Origin of the sequence: Aurantimonas sp. HBX-1 (genome assembly GCF_021391535.1) — a bacterium.
Taxonomy (GTDB): Bacteria; Pseudomonadota; Alphaproteobacteria; order Rhizobiales; family Rhizobiaceae; genus Aurantimonas.
Genome location: NZ_CP090066.1, coordinates 124,895 through 141,184 on the forward strand (window position 1 = coordinate 124,895; position 16,290 = coordinate 141,184).

Consider the following 16,290-nt stretch of genomic DNA (forward strand, 5'->3'; position numbering starts at 1 on the left):
ACCGCACTAATTTATCGAATGTAATGTAGAGCGTCGATCAATCTAATACAGCCAGACGGCTCTAACTCAACACACGAACGTACCCCTCTGTGATCTTAAACCTCATCGCTTCCCTCCTCATCTTCAGCTTGCTCCGCAGCCAGCTGTTTGGCTAGGACTTTAGGGAGCTTCGCGAGAGGACGGTTAGCAAAATAGTCGGCGACCCGCTTGACCAAGAAATCCGGGGATACGGGGCTGTCGGCTAACTTCGTTGAAAAGGAGCGGCCCGGATGTAGCACATCCCATGGAGACTTAAATTGAGTGGCGCGTCGTCTGCCCGGATCCTTGTTGCCGAAGCCATCGATCGCTCGGTTCCAGACCGGCTTAAAGGACTCGATCAACATGTTCTCGCCGAGAGGTATCCAAATGTCGTCGACAACAAGGTGCCGGAAGTAGAAATCGGTAAGCTTTAGATTTCTTGCTTCTGATACCGAGGATGCGTGCTGCCTAAGCCGATCGGCTAAAGCGGCGCCGCCTGCAGCGGCATTCTCGCTGAGGCCGCCCTTACGCCCACCCTTCGGAATAGCCTTGCCAACATATATGGGTCTGGCAAACTGGCCGCCGGCATTGGCTGTAGCGATTGGCTCGTACGGTTCGAAGTCACCCGTGTAGTAAATTACATACATGCCAGCGCCGGTGATCTGATCAGCGTCCGAGAGCGGCTTTGTAGGGCGATTTAAAAGTTCCCCTTCAATGCTTTTGGCGAGATTTATGCGGGCAAGTGGATTGTACGCGGCCTCTAACTTCTTCCGTGTCATACAGTTTCTTTCAGGCGTTTAGCGACATCCTCGCCAACAGCTCGCGCTAGGAGGACGGGGACAGCGTTTCCTAGCTGGCGCATAGTTTCGGTCCATGAGCCGTGAAAAAGAAAGTTGTCCGGAAAGGTTTGAAGGCGGGCGGTCTCGCGCACGCTGAAGTAGCGAACTGAACCGTCGGGGCACGCCAGCATGTTTTCGCCTCCAGGTACACCATGAACGCCCGCCTTGAGTGTCTTCGCGGGCTCGTCGAACGGGCTCCCTGTGTGACCTTTGTAGGAACGAGCTCCCGCTTGGAAGCGATGGTTGAGCAAGCCAGCAGCCATCGCCTCCGGACTGTCCGGAGGGGGGAGGTCACAAATTGCGTCGCGTACGGTGCGCCATGGCAGGCTGTCAGGCTTGGTTGAGATTTGATTCGCCCGGGCAATTGCCCTGGGGCTCAGCGTCCGGTGCTGCCGAGCTACGCGGTGCCTATCCCAATAACTGCCTTGTGTTTGGTCCCATATCAATGCGTCTAGACTGTGAGTCTCTTCGGGAAAAGCCCAGTTTACATCGATGTCATCCCGAAAGCCTACGAATACAACTCTCTCCCGCCGCTGGGGAACACCATAGTTTGCTGCGTTCAGGACGCGCGTGACAACGTTATAGCGGAGGTCGCCACTAACGCCCCCTGTATGGTGCCGCTCGAGACGAGAAAGGTGGTCAACCCAGATCTCATCTGGCTTCGCTGTCACCAAAGGATGCTCTAGCTGAAGTCGGATATATTCGAAATAGTTACGGAAGCTCGCTCTGGTGAGCCCTTTTACGTTTTCAAAGACGAACGCCTTTGGGCGAGCCTGCCGCACAGCGCGGATCGCCTCGGGGAACATGTCCCGGGCATCGTCATAAGCGCCATGCTTGCCACCTACGGAGAAGGGCTGACAGGGAGGCCCCCCGGAGACTAACTCCACCTTCCCTTCGTATGTGCTGAAATCGATAGAGCGCACATCACCCTCGGTGACGTCCCAGCTTGCCACCGCCTCAATGCCGCGCTGCTTGTTCTCGCGCAGCGTGTCGCAGCAGTAACGGTCCCATTCGACCACGCGGAGAGGCCGGAAGCCAGCTTGGTGCAGCCCGATGCCTAGGCCGCCAGCGCCAGCGAAAAGCTCGATCGATCTCATTTGTTCAAGAACTTCCGGAGAGTGGATTCTAGCTTAATTTTATCCCTTATCTCGCACTCCCAAACAATCAAAACTTCCCACCCAAGTGTGGCGAGATGTTCCTGATTCTCTCGGTCGCGGGCGCTATTACGTTCCAGTTTCGGAAGCCAAAAATCCAGTCGGGACTTGGGGAGACGGGCGAGCCTACAGGCTGGGTCGTCATGACGGTGCCAGTAGCACCCGTGGACGAATATGACCTTTCGCCGGCTGAGAAACACGAGGTCTGGAGATCCTGGCAGGCTGCGCAGGTGGAGGCGGTAGCGAAAGCCCATCCCGTATACGAAGCGGCGGACCGACATTTCCGGCGCTGTATCTTTGCAGCGAATCCGGCTCATTCGTCGGCTGCGTTCGGCTGGAGGCAGCGTATCCATACTCTCCTCGCCCAAGTGCATTAATGCGTCGCGCGAGACTGCACATTCACTGGCAGCCCGTCTCACTTAGAAGGTGACATCCCCTCAACTATCCATCTTCAGCGCCGCGATGAACGCTTCCTGGGGGATGTCGACCTTGCCGAACTGGCGCATGCGCTTCTTGCCCTCCTTCTGCTTGTCGAGGAGCTTGCGCTTTCTGGTGGCGTCGCCGCCGTAGCATTTGGCGGTGACGTCCTTGCGGAGTGCCGAGATGGTCTCGCGCGCGATCACCTTGCCGCCGATCGCCGCCTGGATCGGGATCTTGAAGAGGTGGTTGGGGATCAGCTCCTTCAGCTTCTCGCACATGCCGCGGCCGCGGCGCTCGGCCTGGGCGCGGTGGACCAGCATCGACAAAGCGTCGACCGGCTCGCCGTTGACCAGGACGGACATCTTCACGAGGTCGCCCTCGCGATAGTCGGCCATGTTGTAGTCGAAGGAGGCGTAGCCCTTGGAGATCGATTTCAGCCGGTCGTAGAAGTCGAAAACCACCTCGTTGAGCGGCAGCTCGTAGGTGACCATGGCGCGCTTTCCGACATAGGAGAGGTCGGTCTGGATGCCGCGCCGCTCCTGGCAGAGCTGCAGGATGTTGCCGAGATACTCGTCGGGGGTGAGGATCGTCGCCTTGATCCACGGCTCGAGGATCGCCTCGATCTTCATCACGTCCGGCATGTCGGCCGGGTTGTGCAGCTGGATCGTGGTGCCGTCGGTGAGCTTGATGTCGTAGACGACCGAGGGGGCGGTGGCGATGAGGTCGAGGTCGAACTCGCGGGAGAGGCGCTCCTGGACGATCTCCAGATGCAGCAGGCCGAGGAAGCCGCAGCGGAAGCCGAAACCGAGGGCCGCCGAGGACTCCATCTCGAAGGAGAAGCTGGCGTCGTTGAGCCGCAGCTTGCCCATGGCGGCGCGCAGATCGTCGAACTGGGCGGCGTCGACCGGGAACAGGCCGCAGAACACCACCGGCTGGGCGGGCTTGAAGCCGGGCAGCATGGTGGTGGTCGGGCGCTTGTCGTCGGTGATCGTGTCGCCGACGCGGGTATCGGCGACTTCCTTGATCGAGGCGGTGATGAAGCCGAGCTCGCCGGGGCCGAGCGCATCCACCTGGACCATCTTGGGGGTGAAGACGCCGACCCGGTCGACCGGGTATTTGGCGTCGGTGCCCATCATGCGGATGAGCTGGCCCTTCTTCAGCTCGCCGTCGATGATGCGCACGAGGACGATGACGCCGAGATAGGCGTCGTACCAGGAGTCGACCAGCATCGCCTTCAGCGGCGCGTTGCGGTCGCCCTCCTTGGGGGCGGGGAGGCGATGGACGATCGCCTCCAAGACGTCCTCGATGCCGAGGCCGGACTTGGCGGAGATCATCACCGCGTCGGAGGCGTCGAGGCCGATGACGTCCTCGATCTGCTCCTTCACCTTGTCCGGCTCGGCGGCCGGCAGGTCGATCTTGTTGAGGACCGGGACGATCTCGAGATTGTTGTCGAGGGCGAGATAGACGTTGGCGAGCGTCTGCGCCTCGACGCCCTGGGCGGCGTCGACGACCAGGAGCGCGCCCTCGCAGGCGGCCAGCGAGCGCGACACCTCGTAGGCGAAGTCGACATGGCCGGGCGTGTCGATGAGATTGAGGACGTAGGTCTCGCCGTTGCGGGCGGTGTAGTGCAGGCGCACGGTCTGCGCCTTGATGGTGATGCCGCGCTCGCGCTCGATGTCCATCGAGTCGAGCACCTGTTCCTTCATGTCGCGCAGCTCCAGCCCGCCGGTCGACTGGATCAGCCGGTCGGCGAGGGTGGATTTCCCGTGGTCGATATGGGCGACGATCGAGAAATTGCGGATGTGGTCGAGGGGCGTGTTCGCGGGCATGGTGCTCATGGCCGCGATATAACGATTTTTAGCGGTGTTGAAAGCAGGGTTTCTTGCGCAAGGCGGCAAGGATCATGCCGAAAGCGGGTGGCGGGCGGCCACTGACGGCCGCCCGCGGGTGGTTCAGTCGCAGATCGTGACCGGGCCGAGATCGACGCAGCTGCCGCGGCGGCCGCGGCCGCCGATCACCCGGCGGCAGAGATTGCGGTTGTCGCGGCGGAAGCGCGGGTCGCGCCGGCAGCGGCGGGCGAAGTCGCGGCGGTCGTAGCGGCGGCGGTCATGCCGGCGGCGCCGGCGCCGGTAGCGACGGTACCGCCGGTCGTCGTCCCAGCGCTGGGCGACCTCGTAGCCGTCGTCGGCATCGGCGTCGGCGAGCGGGCCCGGCGCCGGCATCGGCTCGGCCGCCGCGGCAGGGGTTGCCCGCAGCAGCGCCGGCGCGACGACGGCAAGGCCGCCCGCGACGCCGAGGCCGACGAGGAACTGCCGGCGCGACGGCTCCGGCTCGGCCGCGGCTTCCGTCCGGCCGGTGCCGAACAGCATTCTGACTGTCTTCCACATGGTGTTTCTCCTGTCCCGCATTGCGGCGGGGCCGGCCAGGCGGCCGGCAACATCGTCCCTGTCGGCAAGATAGAAGCCGGATTGCATCGGTCCACCGGACCGGGCGAACCGGCGGATGGCGCGCGGCGGGCGGCGGCAGGCGTCGCCGTTGCGGCGGATGGCGTCGGCGTTGCGGCAGGCGCGAATTGTTGCGAATGATTTGCAATTGCATTGACGCGGTGCGGCCATGCCGCTATCTGGAAGGCTGGCAATCCTCAACAGGTGAAAACACGCATGCGCACCGTCCGGTGGACCATCGCCCTTCTCGTGGCCGCGGGCCTCGCCGCCGGCCCCGCCGCGGCGCAGGAGAAGCTGAAGGTGGTGACCACCTTCACGGTCATCGCCGACATGGCGCGCAACGTCGCCGGCGACGCGGCGGTGGTGGAGTCGATCACCAAGCCCGGCGCCGAGATCCACAACTACCAGCCGACGCCGCGCGACATATTGAAGGCGCAGGGTGCGCAGCTGATCCTGTGGAACGGGCTCAATCTCGAACTCTGGTTCGAGCGGTTCTTCCAGAACCTCTCGGACGTTCCGAGCATCGTCGTGTCGGACGGCGTGGTGCCGATGGGCATCGCCGCCGGTCCCTACGAGGGCAAGCCCAACCCGCATGCCTGGATGTCGGGCGAGGCGGCGAACATCTATATCGACAACATCGCCGAGGCCTTCGGCTCAGCCGATCCCGACAATGCCGACACCTATCTGGCCAATGCCGAGGCCTACAAGGCCGAGATCGCCTCGACGCTGGAGCCGATCCGGGTGGAGCTCGCGGCGATCCCGGAGGAAAAGCGCTGGCTGGTCACGAGCGAGGGGGCGTTCAGCTATCTCGCCCGCGACTTCGGGCTGAAGGAGCTGTTCCTCTGGCCGATCAACGCCGACGCGCAGGGAACGCCCCAGCAGGTGCGAGAGGTGATCGACACGATGCGCGCCAACGACATCGGCTGCATCTTCTCCGAAAGCACGATCTCGCCGGACCCGGCGCAGCAGGTGGCGCGCGAGACCGGCGCCACCTATGGCGGCGTCCTCTATGTCGATTCGCTGAGCGAGGCGGACGGGCCGGTGCCGACCTATCTCGACCTGCTGCGCGTGACGGCGGAGACCATCGCCGCGTGTCTTTCCAAATGAACGAGCTGGCGCCCGACCTCCACGAAGCCGCCCGGGCGGAAGCCGGCGCCGGCATTCGCGTGACCGACGCGACGGTGACCTATCGCAACGGCCAGACGGCGCTGCGCGACGCCAGCTTCGCCATCCCGACCGGCACGATCGCTGCTCTGGTCGGCGTCAACGGCAGCGGCAAGTCGACGCTGTTCAAGGCGATCATGGGCTTCGTGCGGGTCGCCAGGGGCGAGATTCGGGTGCTCGGCCTGCCGGTGCGCGACGCGCTAAAGCAGGGCCTCGTCGCTTATGTGCCGCAGGCCGAGGAGGTCGACTGGAGCTTCCCGGTGCTGGTCGAGGACGTGGTGATGATGGGCCGCTACGGCCACATGAATTTTCTGCGCATTCCCTCGGCCACCGACAGGCAGGCCGTCGACACGGCGCTCGCCCGGGTGGGCATGGCGGACTATCGCAAGCGCCAGATCGGCGAGCTCTCTGGCGGCCAGCGCAAGCGGGTGTTCCTGGCGCGGGCGCTGGCGCAGGACGGCCGGGTTATCCTGCTCGACGAGCCGTTCACCGGCGTCGACGTCAAGACCGAGGAAGCCATCATCGGGCTGCTGCGCGACCTCAGGGAAGAGGGCCGGGTGATGCTGGTCTCCACGCACAATCTCGGAAGCGTGCCGGAATTCTGCGACCGCACGATCCTGCTCAAGGGCACGGTGCTCGCCTACGGGCCGACGCCGGAGATCTTCACCCAGGCCAATCTCGAGCGGGCCTTCGGCGGCGTGCTGCGGCACTTCGCCTTCGAGGCGCCGGAGGGGGGCGGCCGCGGCCCGGTCGGCGTGCTCTCCGACGACGAGCGGCCGTTCGTGCTCTACGGCGACGACGCGTCCGACGAGGCGCCGACGGCCGGGAAGACCGCGCCGTGATCGACACGCTGCTCGAGCCCTTCGGCTACGGCTACATGGTCAACGCCATGTGGGTCTCGGCGCTGGTCGGGGCGGTCTGCGCGTTTCTCTCGGCCTATCTGATGCTGAAGGGCTGGTCGCTGATCGGCGACGCGCTCAGCCACGCCATCGTGCCGGGCGTCGCCGGCGCCTACATGCTGGGCCTGCCCTTCGCGCTCGGCGCCTTCCTGTCCGGCGGGCTGGCGGCCGGCGCCATGCTGTTCCTCAACCAGCGCACGCGGCTGAAGGAGGACACGATCATCGGCCTGATCTTCACCTCGTTCTTCGGCCTCGGCCTGTTCATGGTGTCGCTGTCGCCGGCCTCGGTGAACATCCAGACCATCGTGCTCGGCAACATCCTCGCGATCACGCCCGCCGACACGCTGCAGCTGGCGATCATCGGCTTCGTCTCGCTGGCGATCCTCGGGCTGAAGTGGAAGGACCTGATGGTGACCTTCTTCGACGAGAACCACGCCCGGTCGATCGGCCTCAACCCGGCGCTCCTGAAGATCGTGTTCTTCACCCTGCTCAGCGCCTCGACCGTGGCGGCGCTGCAGACGGTGGGCGCGTTCCTGGTCATCGCCATGGTGGTGACGCCCGGCGCCACGGCCTACCTCCTGACCGACCGCTTCCCGCGGCTGATCCTGATCAGCGTCGCCATCGGCGCCGTGACGAGCTTCGTCGGCGCCTATGCCAGCTTCTTCCTCGACGGGGCGACCGGCGGCATCATCGTCGTCCTGATGACGTCGATCTTCCTTCTCACCTTCGTCTTCGCACCCAAGCACGGCATGCTGGCCGCCAAGCGGCGGCGGGCCGAGGCGCTGGAGCCGTCGCCATGAGCTTCCTCGACACGGCGCTGATGCCGCTGCAGTTCCCGTTCATGCAGAACGCGCTGATCGTCGCGGTCCTCGTCGCGGTGCCGGCGGCGCTGCTCTCCTGTTTCCTGGTGCTGAAGGGCTGGTCGCTGATGGGCGACGCGATCAGCCATGCGGTGCTGCCGGGCGTGGTGATCGCCTATATCGTCGGCATCCCGCTCGCCATCGGCGCCTTCGCGGCTGGCATGACCTGCGCGCTCGCCACCGGCTTCCTGCAGGAGAACAGCCGGATCAAGCAGGACACGGTGATGGGCGTGGTGTTCTCCGGCATGTTCGCACTCGGCCTGGTGCTCTACACGCAGATCCAGACCGACGTGCATCTCGACCACATATTGTTCGGCGACATTCTCGGCATCGGCTGGGCCGACATCGCGCAGAGCGGCGTCATCGCCCTGGTGGTCGCCGGGATCATCCTGCTCAAATGGCGCGACCTCCTGCTGCACGCCTTCGACCCGGCGCAGGCCAAGGCCGTCGGCCTGCCGGTCCAGCTGATGCATTACGGCCTGCTCTGCCTCCTGTCGCTGACCATCGTCGGGGCGCTCAAGGCGGTCGGCATCATCCTCGCCATTGCGCTGCTGATCGCGCCGGGGGCAATCGCCTTCCTGCTGACCCGCTCCTTCGGCATGATGCTGTTTACGGCGACGCTGGTCGCTGCCGGCGCCTCGCTGGCCGGGGTCTATCTCAGCTTCTTCATCGACAGCGCGCCGGCGCCGACCATCGTGCTCTTGATGACCATCGTGTTCATCGGCGCCTTCATAGCGACGACGCTGCGGACGCGGGCGGCGGAAAGGCGCGGCGGCGCCCGGCGCGGACCCGACGGACCGGCGGAACAGGCCGGCTGAGGAGCCTTCACGCCATGGCGCGCGAGATCGAACGGAAATTCCTGGTGGCAAACGACGACTGGCGCGGCGCGGTCACCGAAACCGCGCGGCTCGCCCAGTTCTATCTGTTCGCCCGGGCGGACGCCTCGATGCGGGTGCGCATCAAGGACAGGGCGAGCGCCCGGCTGACCATCAAGACCGGCAGCGGTGCCGACCGCGGCGAGTTCGAATACGACATCCCGCTGGAGGACGCCGAGGCGCTGCGAGACAGCCGCGTCGGCAAGCTCGTCGAGAAGACCCGCCACATCGTGCCGCTGGGCCGCTGGCAGGTGGAGGTCGACGTGTTCGAGGGAGACCTGGCGGGCCTGGTGCTGGCGGAGATCGAGCTGCAGGACGCCAGCGACCAGCCGCCCTTGCCGGCGTTTCTCGGCCGCGAGGTCACCGGCGATCCGCGCTACCTCAACGCCCGACTGGCGCTGGACGGCCTGCCCCAGCCGGACTGACGTCGCGCCCGCCCGCCCAGGCCTTGTCGCCGCCTTCTTCCGCCCGATACCTTTGCGCCCAACACAAGGACGATGCGGATGGCCTACCGATTCGACCTCGCTGCCCCGTTCGATGCGGAGGTCCGCCGCATCGCCGGCGAGCAGATCCGCAAGGCGGAGAAGGAACTCTCCGACCCCGCGGGCGACCAGCACGAAGCCGTCCACGATGTCCGCAAGCGGCTGAAGAAGCTGCGCGGCCTGCTCCGGTTGGTGCGCGACGCAAGGCCGAAATTCTACGCCAAGGAAAATGCCCGCTTCCGCGACATGGCCCGGGCGCTGTCGGGCGTGCGGGACCGCGCTGCCCTGGTCGAATCGCTCGACGCGCTGCAGGCCCGCTACAAGGACGAGGAAGCAGGCGAGGCGTTCGAGCCGATCCGGCAGCATCTGATCGCGCAACGCGAGACGGCGTCCGCCGCCGATCTCGCCCCGGCCATCGAGGCGACGCTGCGCAATCTCGCCGAGGCGCGCAGCCGGCTCGACGCCTTCGCGGTCGGCAAGAAGAACAAAGCGGGCGACGCCGCCGCCATCGTCGCCAGCGGCTTTGCCCGCATTGCGGGTCAGGCGCGCGTCGAAATCAGCGACGCCGAAAAGCGCGGGGAGGCGTCGATCTTCCATGATCTGCGCAAGCGCGCCAAATACCATTCGATGCATCTGAAGCTGCTCGGACCGCTGTGGCCGGAGGCGATGGCGCCGCTGGCGGACGCGGCAGCGGCGCTGGGCGACGATCTCGGGCTCGACCACGACTATGCCGTGCTGCAGGCGGAGATCGCGGCGGACCCCGAGCCCTTCGGCTCGCCCGACAAGGTGGCGGTGGTGCTGGCGCTGATCGAACGGCGCCAGGCGGAACTGCGCCAGGCCAGCCTCGACAGGGCGCGGCGGCTCTTCGCAGAGGATGCATCGGCGGCCGAACAGCGCATCGGCCGGCTCTGGCACGTGGCGGCGGAGCGCGCCCGGCGTGACGGCGAGCCCGCCGGGACGGGCGCGGCCGCGGTCTCCTGACCCCGGCCACCGGTGGCACTGGGCGGCCATTTTCTTCCGCGACGAACGGCGCGATAAGCGAGGCCGAACAGGACGGGAGACATCCGCATGGCCGAGGCCTTCATCTGCGATTTCATCCGGACGCCGATCGGGCGCTTCGGCGGGGCGCTCTCCGGCGTGCGGGCCGACGATCTCGGCGCCGTGCCGATCCGGGCGCTGATGGAGCGCAACGGGGGCGTCGACTGGGCCGAACTGGACGAGGTGTTCTACGGCTGCGCCAACCAGGCCGGCGAGGACAACCGCAACGTCGCGCGCATGGCGCTGCTGCTGGCGGGCCTGCCGGCGAGCGTGCCGGGCGTGACGCTCAACCGGCTCTGCGGCTCCGGCATGGATGCCGTGGTCACCGCGGCGCGGGCGATCCGGGCCGGCGAGATCGAGCTGGCGATCGCCGGCGGGGTGGAGTCGATGTCGCGGGCGCCCTTCGTCATGCCGAAGGCCGAGACGGCGTTCTCGCGCCACGCCGCGATCTACGACACGACGATCGGCTGGCGCTTCGTCAATCCGCTGATGAAGGCGCAGTACGGCGTCGACTCGATGCCGGAGACCGGCGAGAACGTCGCCGCCGACTACCAGATCTCCCGCGCCGACCAGGACGCCTTCGCGGCGCGCTCGCAGCAGCGGGCGGCGGCGGCGCAGGCCTCAGGCCGGCTGGCGCGCGAGATCGTCCCGGTGGCGATCGCCCAGAAGAAGGGCGAGCCGGTCGTCGTCGACGCGGACGAGCACCCGCGCGGCGACACCACCGCGGAGAAGCTGGCGAAGCTGCCGACGCCGTTCCGCAAGGAGGGCGGCACGGTGACGGCCGGCAACGCCTCCGGCGTCAACGACGGCGCGGCGGCGCTGATCGTCGCTTCCGAGGCGGCGGTGCTGCGGCACGGGCTGACGCCGATCGCCCGCATCCTCGGCGGGGCAACGGCGGGCGTGCCGCCGCGGATCATGGGCATGGGGCCGGCGCCGGCGACGCAGAAGCTCTGCGCGCGGCTCGGCATCGCGCCCGGCGATTTCGACGTGGTCGAGCTCAACGAGGCCTTCGCCAGCCAGGCCATCGCGGTGCTGCGCGAGCTGGGGATCGATCCGGCGGCGGCGCATGTCAACGCCAATGGCGGGGCGATCGCGCTCGGCCATCCGCTCGGCGCCTCCGGCGCGCGGATCACCGGGACGGCGGCGCTGGAGCTTGCCGAGCGGGACGGCCAGATGGCGCTGGCGACGATGTGCATCGGTGTCGGCCAGGGCATCGCCATCGCGCTGGCGCGGGCCTGAGCCTCACCAGGCGGCGCGGTAGATCGCCAGCGCATCGGCCTCGCCGACGGCGCGCGGGTTGTTGACCAGGAGGCGCTGCTGCAGCATCGCGTCCGCCGCCATGGCGGGCAGGTCCGCCTCGCCGATGCCGACGTCGCGCAGAAGCTGCGGCAGGCCGAGGCGCTGCGACAGCCCGGCCAGCGCCTCGATGAAGGCGGCGCAGCGGCCCTGCGTGCCGGGCTCGTCGGCCAAAGCCGGGAAGGCGTCGGCGGCGATCTCGGCGTAGAGGTGGGCGGCCTCCGGTGCGTTGAAGCGCAAGACATGCGGCAGGACGAGGGCATTGGAGAGGCCGTGCGGGACGTGGAAGCGGCCGCCGATCGGATAGGCCAGTGCGTGGACGGCGGCGACCGGCGAATTGGCGAAGGCCTGGCCGGCGAGCATCGAGCCGAGCAGCATCGCCTGGCGGGCGCTCAGATCGGCGGGGTTCGCGACGACGGTCTCGATATGCGCGCCGAGCAGCTGCAGGGCCTGGCGGGCCAGCATGCGCGACAGCGGATTGTTGTTGGGGCTCTTCGAGGCATAGGCCTCGATGGCGTGGACCATCGCGTCGATGCCGGTGGCGGCGGTGATCGCGGCCGGCAGGCCGAGGGTCAGCTCGGCGTCGAGGACGGCGATGTCCGGCAGGATCAGCGGCGAGGAGACGCCGCGCTTCTCGTTGTCGCCGACGGTGATGATCGAGACGGGCGTGACCTCCGAGCCGGTGCCGGCGGTGGTCGGGATCAGCACCAGCGGCAGGCGCGGGCCGGCGGCGTTGCCGACGCCCCAGGCGGCGTCGAGGTCCTCGTTCGAGCCGAGCAGCAGGGCGGCGAGCTTGGCGACGTCGAGGGAGGAGCCGCCGCCGAAGCCGGCGACGCCCGTGGCGCCGGCTTCACGGCCGGCCTCGACGGCGCGCTCGAGCGTCGTGCGCTTCGGGTCGGCCTCGACGGCGTCGAACAGCGTCACCGCCACGCCTTCGGCCTCCAGCGAAGCGATCGCCGGGGCGCCAAGGCCGAGGGCGGAGAGGCCGGGATCGGTGACGAACAGCACGCGGCCGCCGAGCCGGCCGGCGACGATGGCGCCGAGGCGCTTCGCCGCGCCGGGCGCGCAGACGATCGACGCGGTGGTGTTGAAGATGAACGGTGTCATGCCTGGCTCCCCCATGCTCGCCCGTCTTTCTGCGGCGAGCATGGGGTCCGAGGCAAGGGCGTCAGAGCATCGGCCGGCCGCCGGTGACCGGGATCACCGCGCCGGTGATGTAGGAGGCCTCGTCGGAGGCCAGCATCACGTAGGCGCCGGCGAGTTCCGCCGGCTGGCCGGCGCGGCCGAGCGGGGTGTTCTCGCCGAAGCTCTCGACCTTGTCTTCCGGCATGGTCGAGGGGATCAGCGGCGTCCAGATCGGCCCGGGGGCGACGGCGTTCACGCGGATGCCGCGGTCGGCGACATAACCGGCGAGGCCGGCGGTGAAGTTGGAGATGGCGCCCTTGGTCGTGGCGTAGGCGAGCAGCATCGGGGTCGGGTTCTTGGCGTTGATCGAGGAGGTGTTGATGATCGACGAACCCGGCTTCATGTGCGGCACGGCGGCCTTCGACAGATAGAACTGGCTGTAGATGTTGGTGCGGAAGGTGACGTCCCATTCCTCGGCGGTGATGTCCTCGATGCGCTCGAAGGTCGCCTGGTGGGCGGCGTTGTTGACCAGAATGTCGATGCGGCCGAACTCGGCGACGGTCTTCTCGACGAGGCCGATGCAGAAGGCCTCGTCCTTGATGTCGCCGGGGCAGAGCACGGCCCTGCGGCCGGCCTTCTCGACCCACTTCGCGGTCTCCCTGGCGTCGTCGTGCTCGTCCCAATAGGCGATCAGCACGTCGGCGCCTTCGCGGGCATAGGCGATGGCGACGGCGCGGCCGATGCCGGAATCGCCGCCGGTGATCAGCGCCGCGCGGCCCTCGAGCCGGCCGGAGCCGCGGTAGCTCTCCTCGCCGTGGTCGGGCTTGGGCGTCATCGCGGCGGTCTCGCCCGGCATGTCCTGCTTCTGGGAAGGCTGCGGCGGCTGCGGATGGCCGGTGGTCGGATCGGTGGTCATGGGATGGCTCCGTCGGAATGCGTCGGCCCGGCGCGTCGCTGCGGGCCTGCTCCCCCGGTCAATCCCGGCCGTTGCCATGTGTTCCCGGCGGCTTGCGTAGCCGCCACCCGGCCGCCCGGTCAGGCGTCGGCGGGGACGCCAGCAGCATCGACGATCGCCTGGATCTCGCCGCGGCAGGAGCCGCAATTAGTGCCGGCCCCGAGCCGGGCGCCGATCTCGGCGACGCTGCCGGCCCCGGCGGCGACCGCGCGGGCGATGTCGTTGCATCCGACGGCGAAGCAGGAGCAGACGATGGCGCCCGGATCGGGCCGGCCATTGCCCGGACGGCCGGCGAGGATGCCGGCCCGCGCCCGCGGCTCGAACGGGGCGGCGGTCAGGAGCGAGCATGCGAAAGCCCGCGAGACGGCGACCGGCCCGCGCGCCAGCCACAGCGCGCCGGCGAGGCGGCCTTCCTCGAAGGCGGCGAAGCCGTGCGCGCCGGTGCGGCGGTCCTCGCGCACGACGGTGTCCGGGCCGATGAGCGCGCAAGCGAGCGAGGCGGGATCCGCCTCGCCCCGCCCGGCGAGCTCGACGCGCCAGCCGCCCTCGGTGCGCGCCATCGCGACATAGTCGGCGAGCCGGGGGTCGGGCCGGGCCCGCAGCACGGCGAAGCCGTGCCAGCGTGCCGGAAAGCGCGCCAGTGCGGCGGCCGTCGCCTTCAGCGCCGGCTGGCCGGAATGCGGGTCCCGGGCCGGATGGACGAGCGGGCCGATCCGCCCGGCGGGGGCGAATTCTTCCGTCCAGTGCATCGGCGCGAACAGCGCGCCGCGTGCCTGCCGGTCGGTGACCAGCGCCCGCAGCACCGCGCTGCCATGGGCGGTGGTGACGGTCGCCAGGTCGGCGTCGGCGATGCCGTGCGCTTCGGCGTCCGCCGGATGGATCTCGACGAAGGGCTCGGCGATGTGCGCCGACAGGCGCGGCGAGCGTCCGGTGCGGGTCATGGTGTGCCAGTGGTCGCGCACCCGCCCGGTGTTGAGCACGAAGGGGGCGGCGATCGGCGCCGCCGGGGTGATGGCGACGAGGCGGGCGCGGCCGTCCGGGGTGAAGAAGCGGCCGTCGCCGAAGAAGCGTTCGGTCGTCCCGCCATCGGCGCGCACAGGCCAGCGCGTCGGCGCGAGCGCGGCGTAGCCTGCCGCGCCGAGGCCGGCGAGGCCGGAAATGTCGAAGTCGCGACGCCCGTCGTTCCCGACGCCCGAGAGCCTTGCGTGCTCGTCGAAGATCGCCGCCGGCCCGTCATGGTCGAAGCCGGCGTCGAACCCCATGCGCCGGGCGACGGCGGCGAGGGCCCACCAGTCCGGCCTTGCCTCGCCCGGCGGCGCGAGGAAGGCGCGTTGGCGCGAGATGCGGCGTTCGGAATTGGTGACCGTGCCGTCCTTCTCGCCCCAGCCGAGCGCCGGCAGCGTCACGTGCGCGAAGGGCAGGGTGTCGGTGCCCTCGACGATGTCGGAGACGACGACGAAGGGGCAGCGGCCAAGCGCCTCGCGCACCCGGCCGGCATCCGGCATCGACACGACCGGGTTGGTGCCGAGGATCCAGAGCGCCTTGATGCGGCCGTCATGCACCGCCTTGAAGAGTTCGACGGCCTTGAGGCCCGGCCGGGTGGCGAGGTTCGGCGCCTGCCAGAAGCTGCCGACGATGCGGCGGTGGTCGGGATCGGCGAGATCCATGTGGGCGGCGAGCATGTTGGCCATGCCGCCGACCTCGCGCCCGCCCATGGCGTTCGGCTGGCCGGTGACCGAGAACGGCCCCATGCCAGGCCGGCCGATGCGGCCGGTCGCCAGATGGCAGTTGACGATGGCGCCGACCTTGTCGGTGCCCGACGCGGACTGGTTCACGCCCTGGCTGTAGACGGTGACGACCTTCGGCGTCGCCGCGAAGAGGTCGAAGAAGCGGCCGATGTCCGCCGGCGCGAGGCCGGTGGAGGCCGCCAGCGTCGCCTCGTCGATCGCCGCGCCGGCGAGCGCCTCGGCGAGCCCTTCCGTGTGCTCGGCGACGAAGGCCGCGTCGAGCGCGCCGGCGCGCGCCAGATGCGAAAGCAGGCCGCAGAACAGCGCGGTGTCGCCGTCGGCGCGGATCGGCAGATGCCAGTCGGCGATGCTGCAGGTGGCGGTCCGGCGCGGATCGACGACGACGATTCGCATCTGCGGCCGTGCCGCCCTGGCGGCGGCGATGCGCTGGAACAGCACGGGGTGGCACCAGGCAAGGTTGGAGCCGACGAGGACGAGGAGGTCGGCGGCCTCGAGATCCTCGTAGGTGCCGGGCACGGTGTCGGCGCCGAAGGCGCGCTGGTGGCCGGCGACCGAGGAGGCCATGCAGAGGCGGGAATTGGTGTCGATATTGGCCGAGCCGAGGAAGCCCTTCATCAGCTTGTTGGCGACGTAGTAATCCTCGGTGAGCAGTTGGCCGGAGCCGTAGATCGCGACGCTGTCCGGCCCGTGATCCGCGATCGTCGCGGCGAAGCGGTCCGCAATCAGGCCTACCGCCGCGTCCCAGCTGGCGGGCCGCCCGCCGATCGCCGGCCGCAGAAGCCGGGCTTCCGGGCCGAGCGTCTCGCCGAGCGCCGAGCCCTTCGAGCAGAGCCGGCCGAAATTCGCCGGATGCTCCGGGTCGCCGGCGATCGCCACCGAACCGTCCGGGCGCGGCGCCGCCAGCACCCCGCAGCCGACGCCGCAATAGGGACAGGTCGTGCGGGTCGGCGGCGCGGTCGGCGCGACGTTCAAG

At 68.4% G+C, this 16,290-nt stretch carries 15 protein-coding genes; 7 read left to right on the forward strand and 8 right to left on the reverse strand.

What is annotated here, in order from left to right:
• Positions 1-95: 95 nt before the first annotated feature.
• The 5 genes from LXB15_RS00640 to LXB15_RS00660 form a co-directional block, all read right to left on the reverse strand.
• Positions 96-797 carry an Eco29kI family restriction endonuclease gene (locus LXB15_RS00640; protein WP_233950382.1) on the reverse strand — a complete coding sequence of 234 codons (702 nt, stop codon included), beginning with the start codon at positions 795-797 and terminating at the stop codon, positions 96-98.
• The gene (locus LXB15_RS00645) at positions 794-1,954 is read right to left on the reverse strand and encodes a DNA cytosine methyltransferase (RefSeq protein WP_233950383.1); all 1,161 of its coding nucleotides are present in this window, start codon (positions 1,952-1,954) and stop codon (positions 794-796) included. Before LXB15_RS00645 ends, LXB15_RS00640 begins: the two co-directional genes overlap by 4 nt.
• Positions 1,951-2,385 (reverse strand): very short patch repair endonuclease, encoded by a 435-nt coding sequence (locus LXB15_RS00650; RefSeq protein WP_370640146.1) that lies wholly within the window; start codon positions 2,383-2,385, stop codon positions 1,951-1,953. The genes LXB15_RS00645 and LXB15_RS00650 overlap by 4 nt, the downstream gene beginning before the upstream one ends.
• Positions 2,386-2,448: 63 nt before the next feature.
• Positions 2,449-4,269, reverse strand: a complete 1,821-nt coding sequence (lepA, locus tag LXB15_RS00655; protein WP_370640147.1) for a translation elongation factor 4 — start codon at positions 4,267-4,269, stop codon at positions 2,449-2,451.
• A gap of 114 nt (positions 4,270-4,383) precedes the next feature.
• Complete coding sequence (locus LXB15_RS00660; RefSeq protein ID WP_233950385.1) at positions 4,384-4,818, reverse strand: twin-arginine translocation signal domain-containing protein; 435 nt, start codon at positions 4,816-4,818, stop codon at positions 4,384-4,386.
• Between the two features lie 273 nt (positions 4,819-5,091).
• Between LXB15_RS00660 and LXB15_RS00665 the strand changes: the two genes are divergently transcribed.
• The 7 genes from LXB15_RS00665 (at position 5,092) to pcaF (ending at position 11,432) form a co-directional block, all read left to right on the forward strand.
• Positions 5,092-5,982 carry a metal ABC transporter substrate-binding protein gene (locus tag LXB15_RS00665; protein WP_233950386.1) on the forward strand — a complete coding sequence of 297 codons (891 nt, stop codon included), beginning with the start codon at positions 5,092-5,094 and terminating at the stop codon, positions 5,980-5,982.
• Positions 5,979-6,881 carry a manganese/iron ABC transporter ATP-binding protein gene (locus tag LXB15_RS00670; RefSeq protein ID WP_233953291.1) on the forward strand — a complete coding sequence of 301 codons (903 nt, stop codon included), beginning with the start codon at positions 5,979-5,981 and terminating at the stop codon, positions 6,879-6,881. The genes LXB15_RS00665 and LXB15_RS00670 overlap by 4 nt, the downstream gene beginning before the upstream one ends.
• Entirely contained in the window at positions 6,878-7,738 is an 861-nt protein-coding gene (locus LXB15_RS00675) for a metal ABC transporter permease (RefSeq protein WP_304502382.1), read from the forward strand. Before LXB15_RS00670 ends, LXB15_RS00675 begins: the two co-directional genes overlap by 4 nt.
• Positions 7,735-8,616 (forward strand): metal ABC transporter permease, encoded by an 882-nt coding sequence (locus LXB15_RS00680; RefSeq protein ID WP_233950387.1) that lies wholly within the window; start codon positions 7,735-7,737, stop codon positions 8,614-8,616. The genes LXB15_RS00675 and LXB15_RS00680 overlap by 4 nt, the downstream gene beginning before the upstream one ends.
• A 14-nt stretch (positions 8,617-8,630) precedes the next feature.
• On the forward strand, positions 8,631-9,098 hold the full coding sequence (locus LXB15_RS00685; protein WP_233950388.1) for a CYTH domain-containing protein: 468 nt from the start codon (positions 8,631-8,633) through the stop codon (positions 9,096-9,098).
• 78 nt (positions 9,099-9,176) lie between these two features.
• A complete protein-coding gene (locus tag LXB15_RS00690; protein WP_233950389.1) occupies positions 9,177-10,136 on the forward strand; it encodes a CHAD domain-containing protein in 960 nt (319 codons plus the stop codon).
• An 87-nt stretch (positions 10,137-10,223) separates the two neighbouring features.
• Entirely contained in the window at positions 10,224-11,432 is a 1,209-nt protein-coding gene (gene pcaF, locus LXB15_RS00695; protein WP_233950390.1) for a 3-oxoadipyl-CoA thiolase, read from the forward strand.
• A gap of 3 nt (positions 11,433-11,435) precedes the next feature.
• Here pcaF and LXB15_RS00700 read toward each other — a convergent pair whose 3' ends face one another.
• From LXB15_RS00700 to LXB15_RS00710, 3 genes are all read right to left on the reverse strand, one after another.
• Positions 11,436-12,596 (reverse strand): iron-containing alcohol dehydrogenase, encoded by a 1,161-nt coding sequence (locus LXB15_RS00700; RefSeq protein WP_233950391.1) that lies wholly within the window; start codon positions 12,594-12,596, stop codon positions 11,436-11,438.
• Between the two features lie 61 nt (positions 12,597-12,657).
• Positions 12,658-13,530 carry an SDR family oxidoreductase gene (locus LXB15_RS00705; RefSeq protein ID WP_233950392.1) on the reverse strand — a complete coding sequence of 291 codons (873 nt, stop codon included), beginning with the start codon at positions 13,528-13,530 and terminating at the stop codon, positions 12,658-12,660.
• Positions 13,531-13,649: 119 nt separating this feature from the next.
• Positions 13,650-16,289 (reverse strand): nitrate reductase, encoded by a 2,640-nt coding sequence (locus LXB15_RS00710; RefSeq protein ID WP_233950393.1) that lies wholly within the window; start codon positions 16,287-16,289, stop codon positions 13,650-13,652.
• Position 16,290 lies beyond the last annotated feature (1 nt).

Bases quoted from the DNA above. Each gene is read 5' to 3' on its own strand.
- LXB15_RS00645 (WP_233950383.1), bottom strand. From the start codon at position 1,954: ATGAGATCGATCGAGCTTTTCGCTGGCGCTGGCGGCCTAGGCATCGGG.
- lepA (WP_370640147.1), bottom strand. From the start codon at position 4,269: ATGAGCACCATGCCCGCGAACACGCCCCTCGACCACATCCGCAATTTC.
- LXB15_RS00700 (WP_233950391.1), bottom strand. From the start codon at position 12,596: ATGACACCGTTCATCTTCAACACCACCGCGTCGATCGTCTGCGCGCCC.
- LXB15_RS00690 (WP_233950389.1), top strand. From the start codon at position 9,177: ATGGCCTACCGATTCGACCTCGCTGCCCCGTTCGATGCGGAGGTCCGC.
- LXB15_RS00650 (WP_370640146.1), bottom strand. From the start codon at position 2,385: ATGCACTTGGGCGAGGAGAGTATGGATACGCTGCCTCCAGCCGAACGC.
- LXB15_RS00640 (WP_233950382.1), bottom strand. From the start codon at position 797: ATGACACGGAAGAAGTTAGAGGCCGCGTACAATCCACTTGCCCGCATA.
- pcaF (WP_233950390.1), top strand. From the start codon at position 10,224: ATGGCCGAGGCCTTCATCTGCGATTTCATCCGGACGCCGATCGGGCGC.
- LXB15_RS00665 (WP_233950386.1), top strand. From the start codon at position 5,092: ATGCGCACCGTCCGGTGGACCATCGCCCTTCTCGTGGCCGCGGGCCTC.
- LXB15_RS00685 (WP_233950388.1), top strand. From the start codon at position 8,631: ATGGCGCGCGAGATCGAACGGAAATTCCTGGTGGCAAACGACGACTGG.
- LXB15_RS00705 (WP_233950392.1), bottom strand. From the start codon at position 13,530: ATGACCACCGATCCGACCACCGGCCATCCGCAGCCGCCGCAGCCTTCC.
- LXB15_RS00680 (WP_233950387.1), top strand. From the start codon at position 7,735: ATGAGCTTCCTCGACACGGCGCTGATGCCGCTGCAGTTCCCGTTCATG.
- LXB15_RS00660 (WP_233950385.1), bottom strand. From the start codon at position 4,818: ATGTGGAAGACAGTCAGAATGCTGTTCGGCACCGGCCGGACGGAAGCC.
- LXB15_RS00670 (WP_233953291.1), top strand. From the start codon at position 5,979: ATGAACGAGCTGGCGCCCGACCTCCACGAAGCCGCCCGGGCGGAAGCC.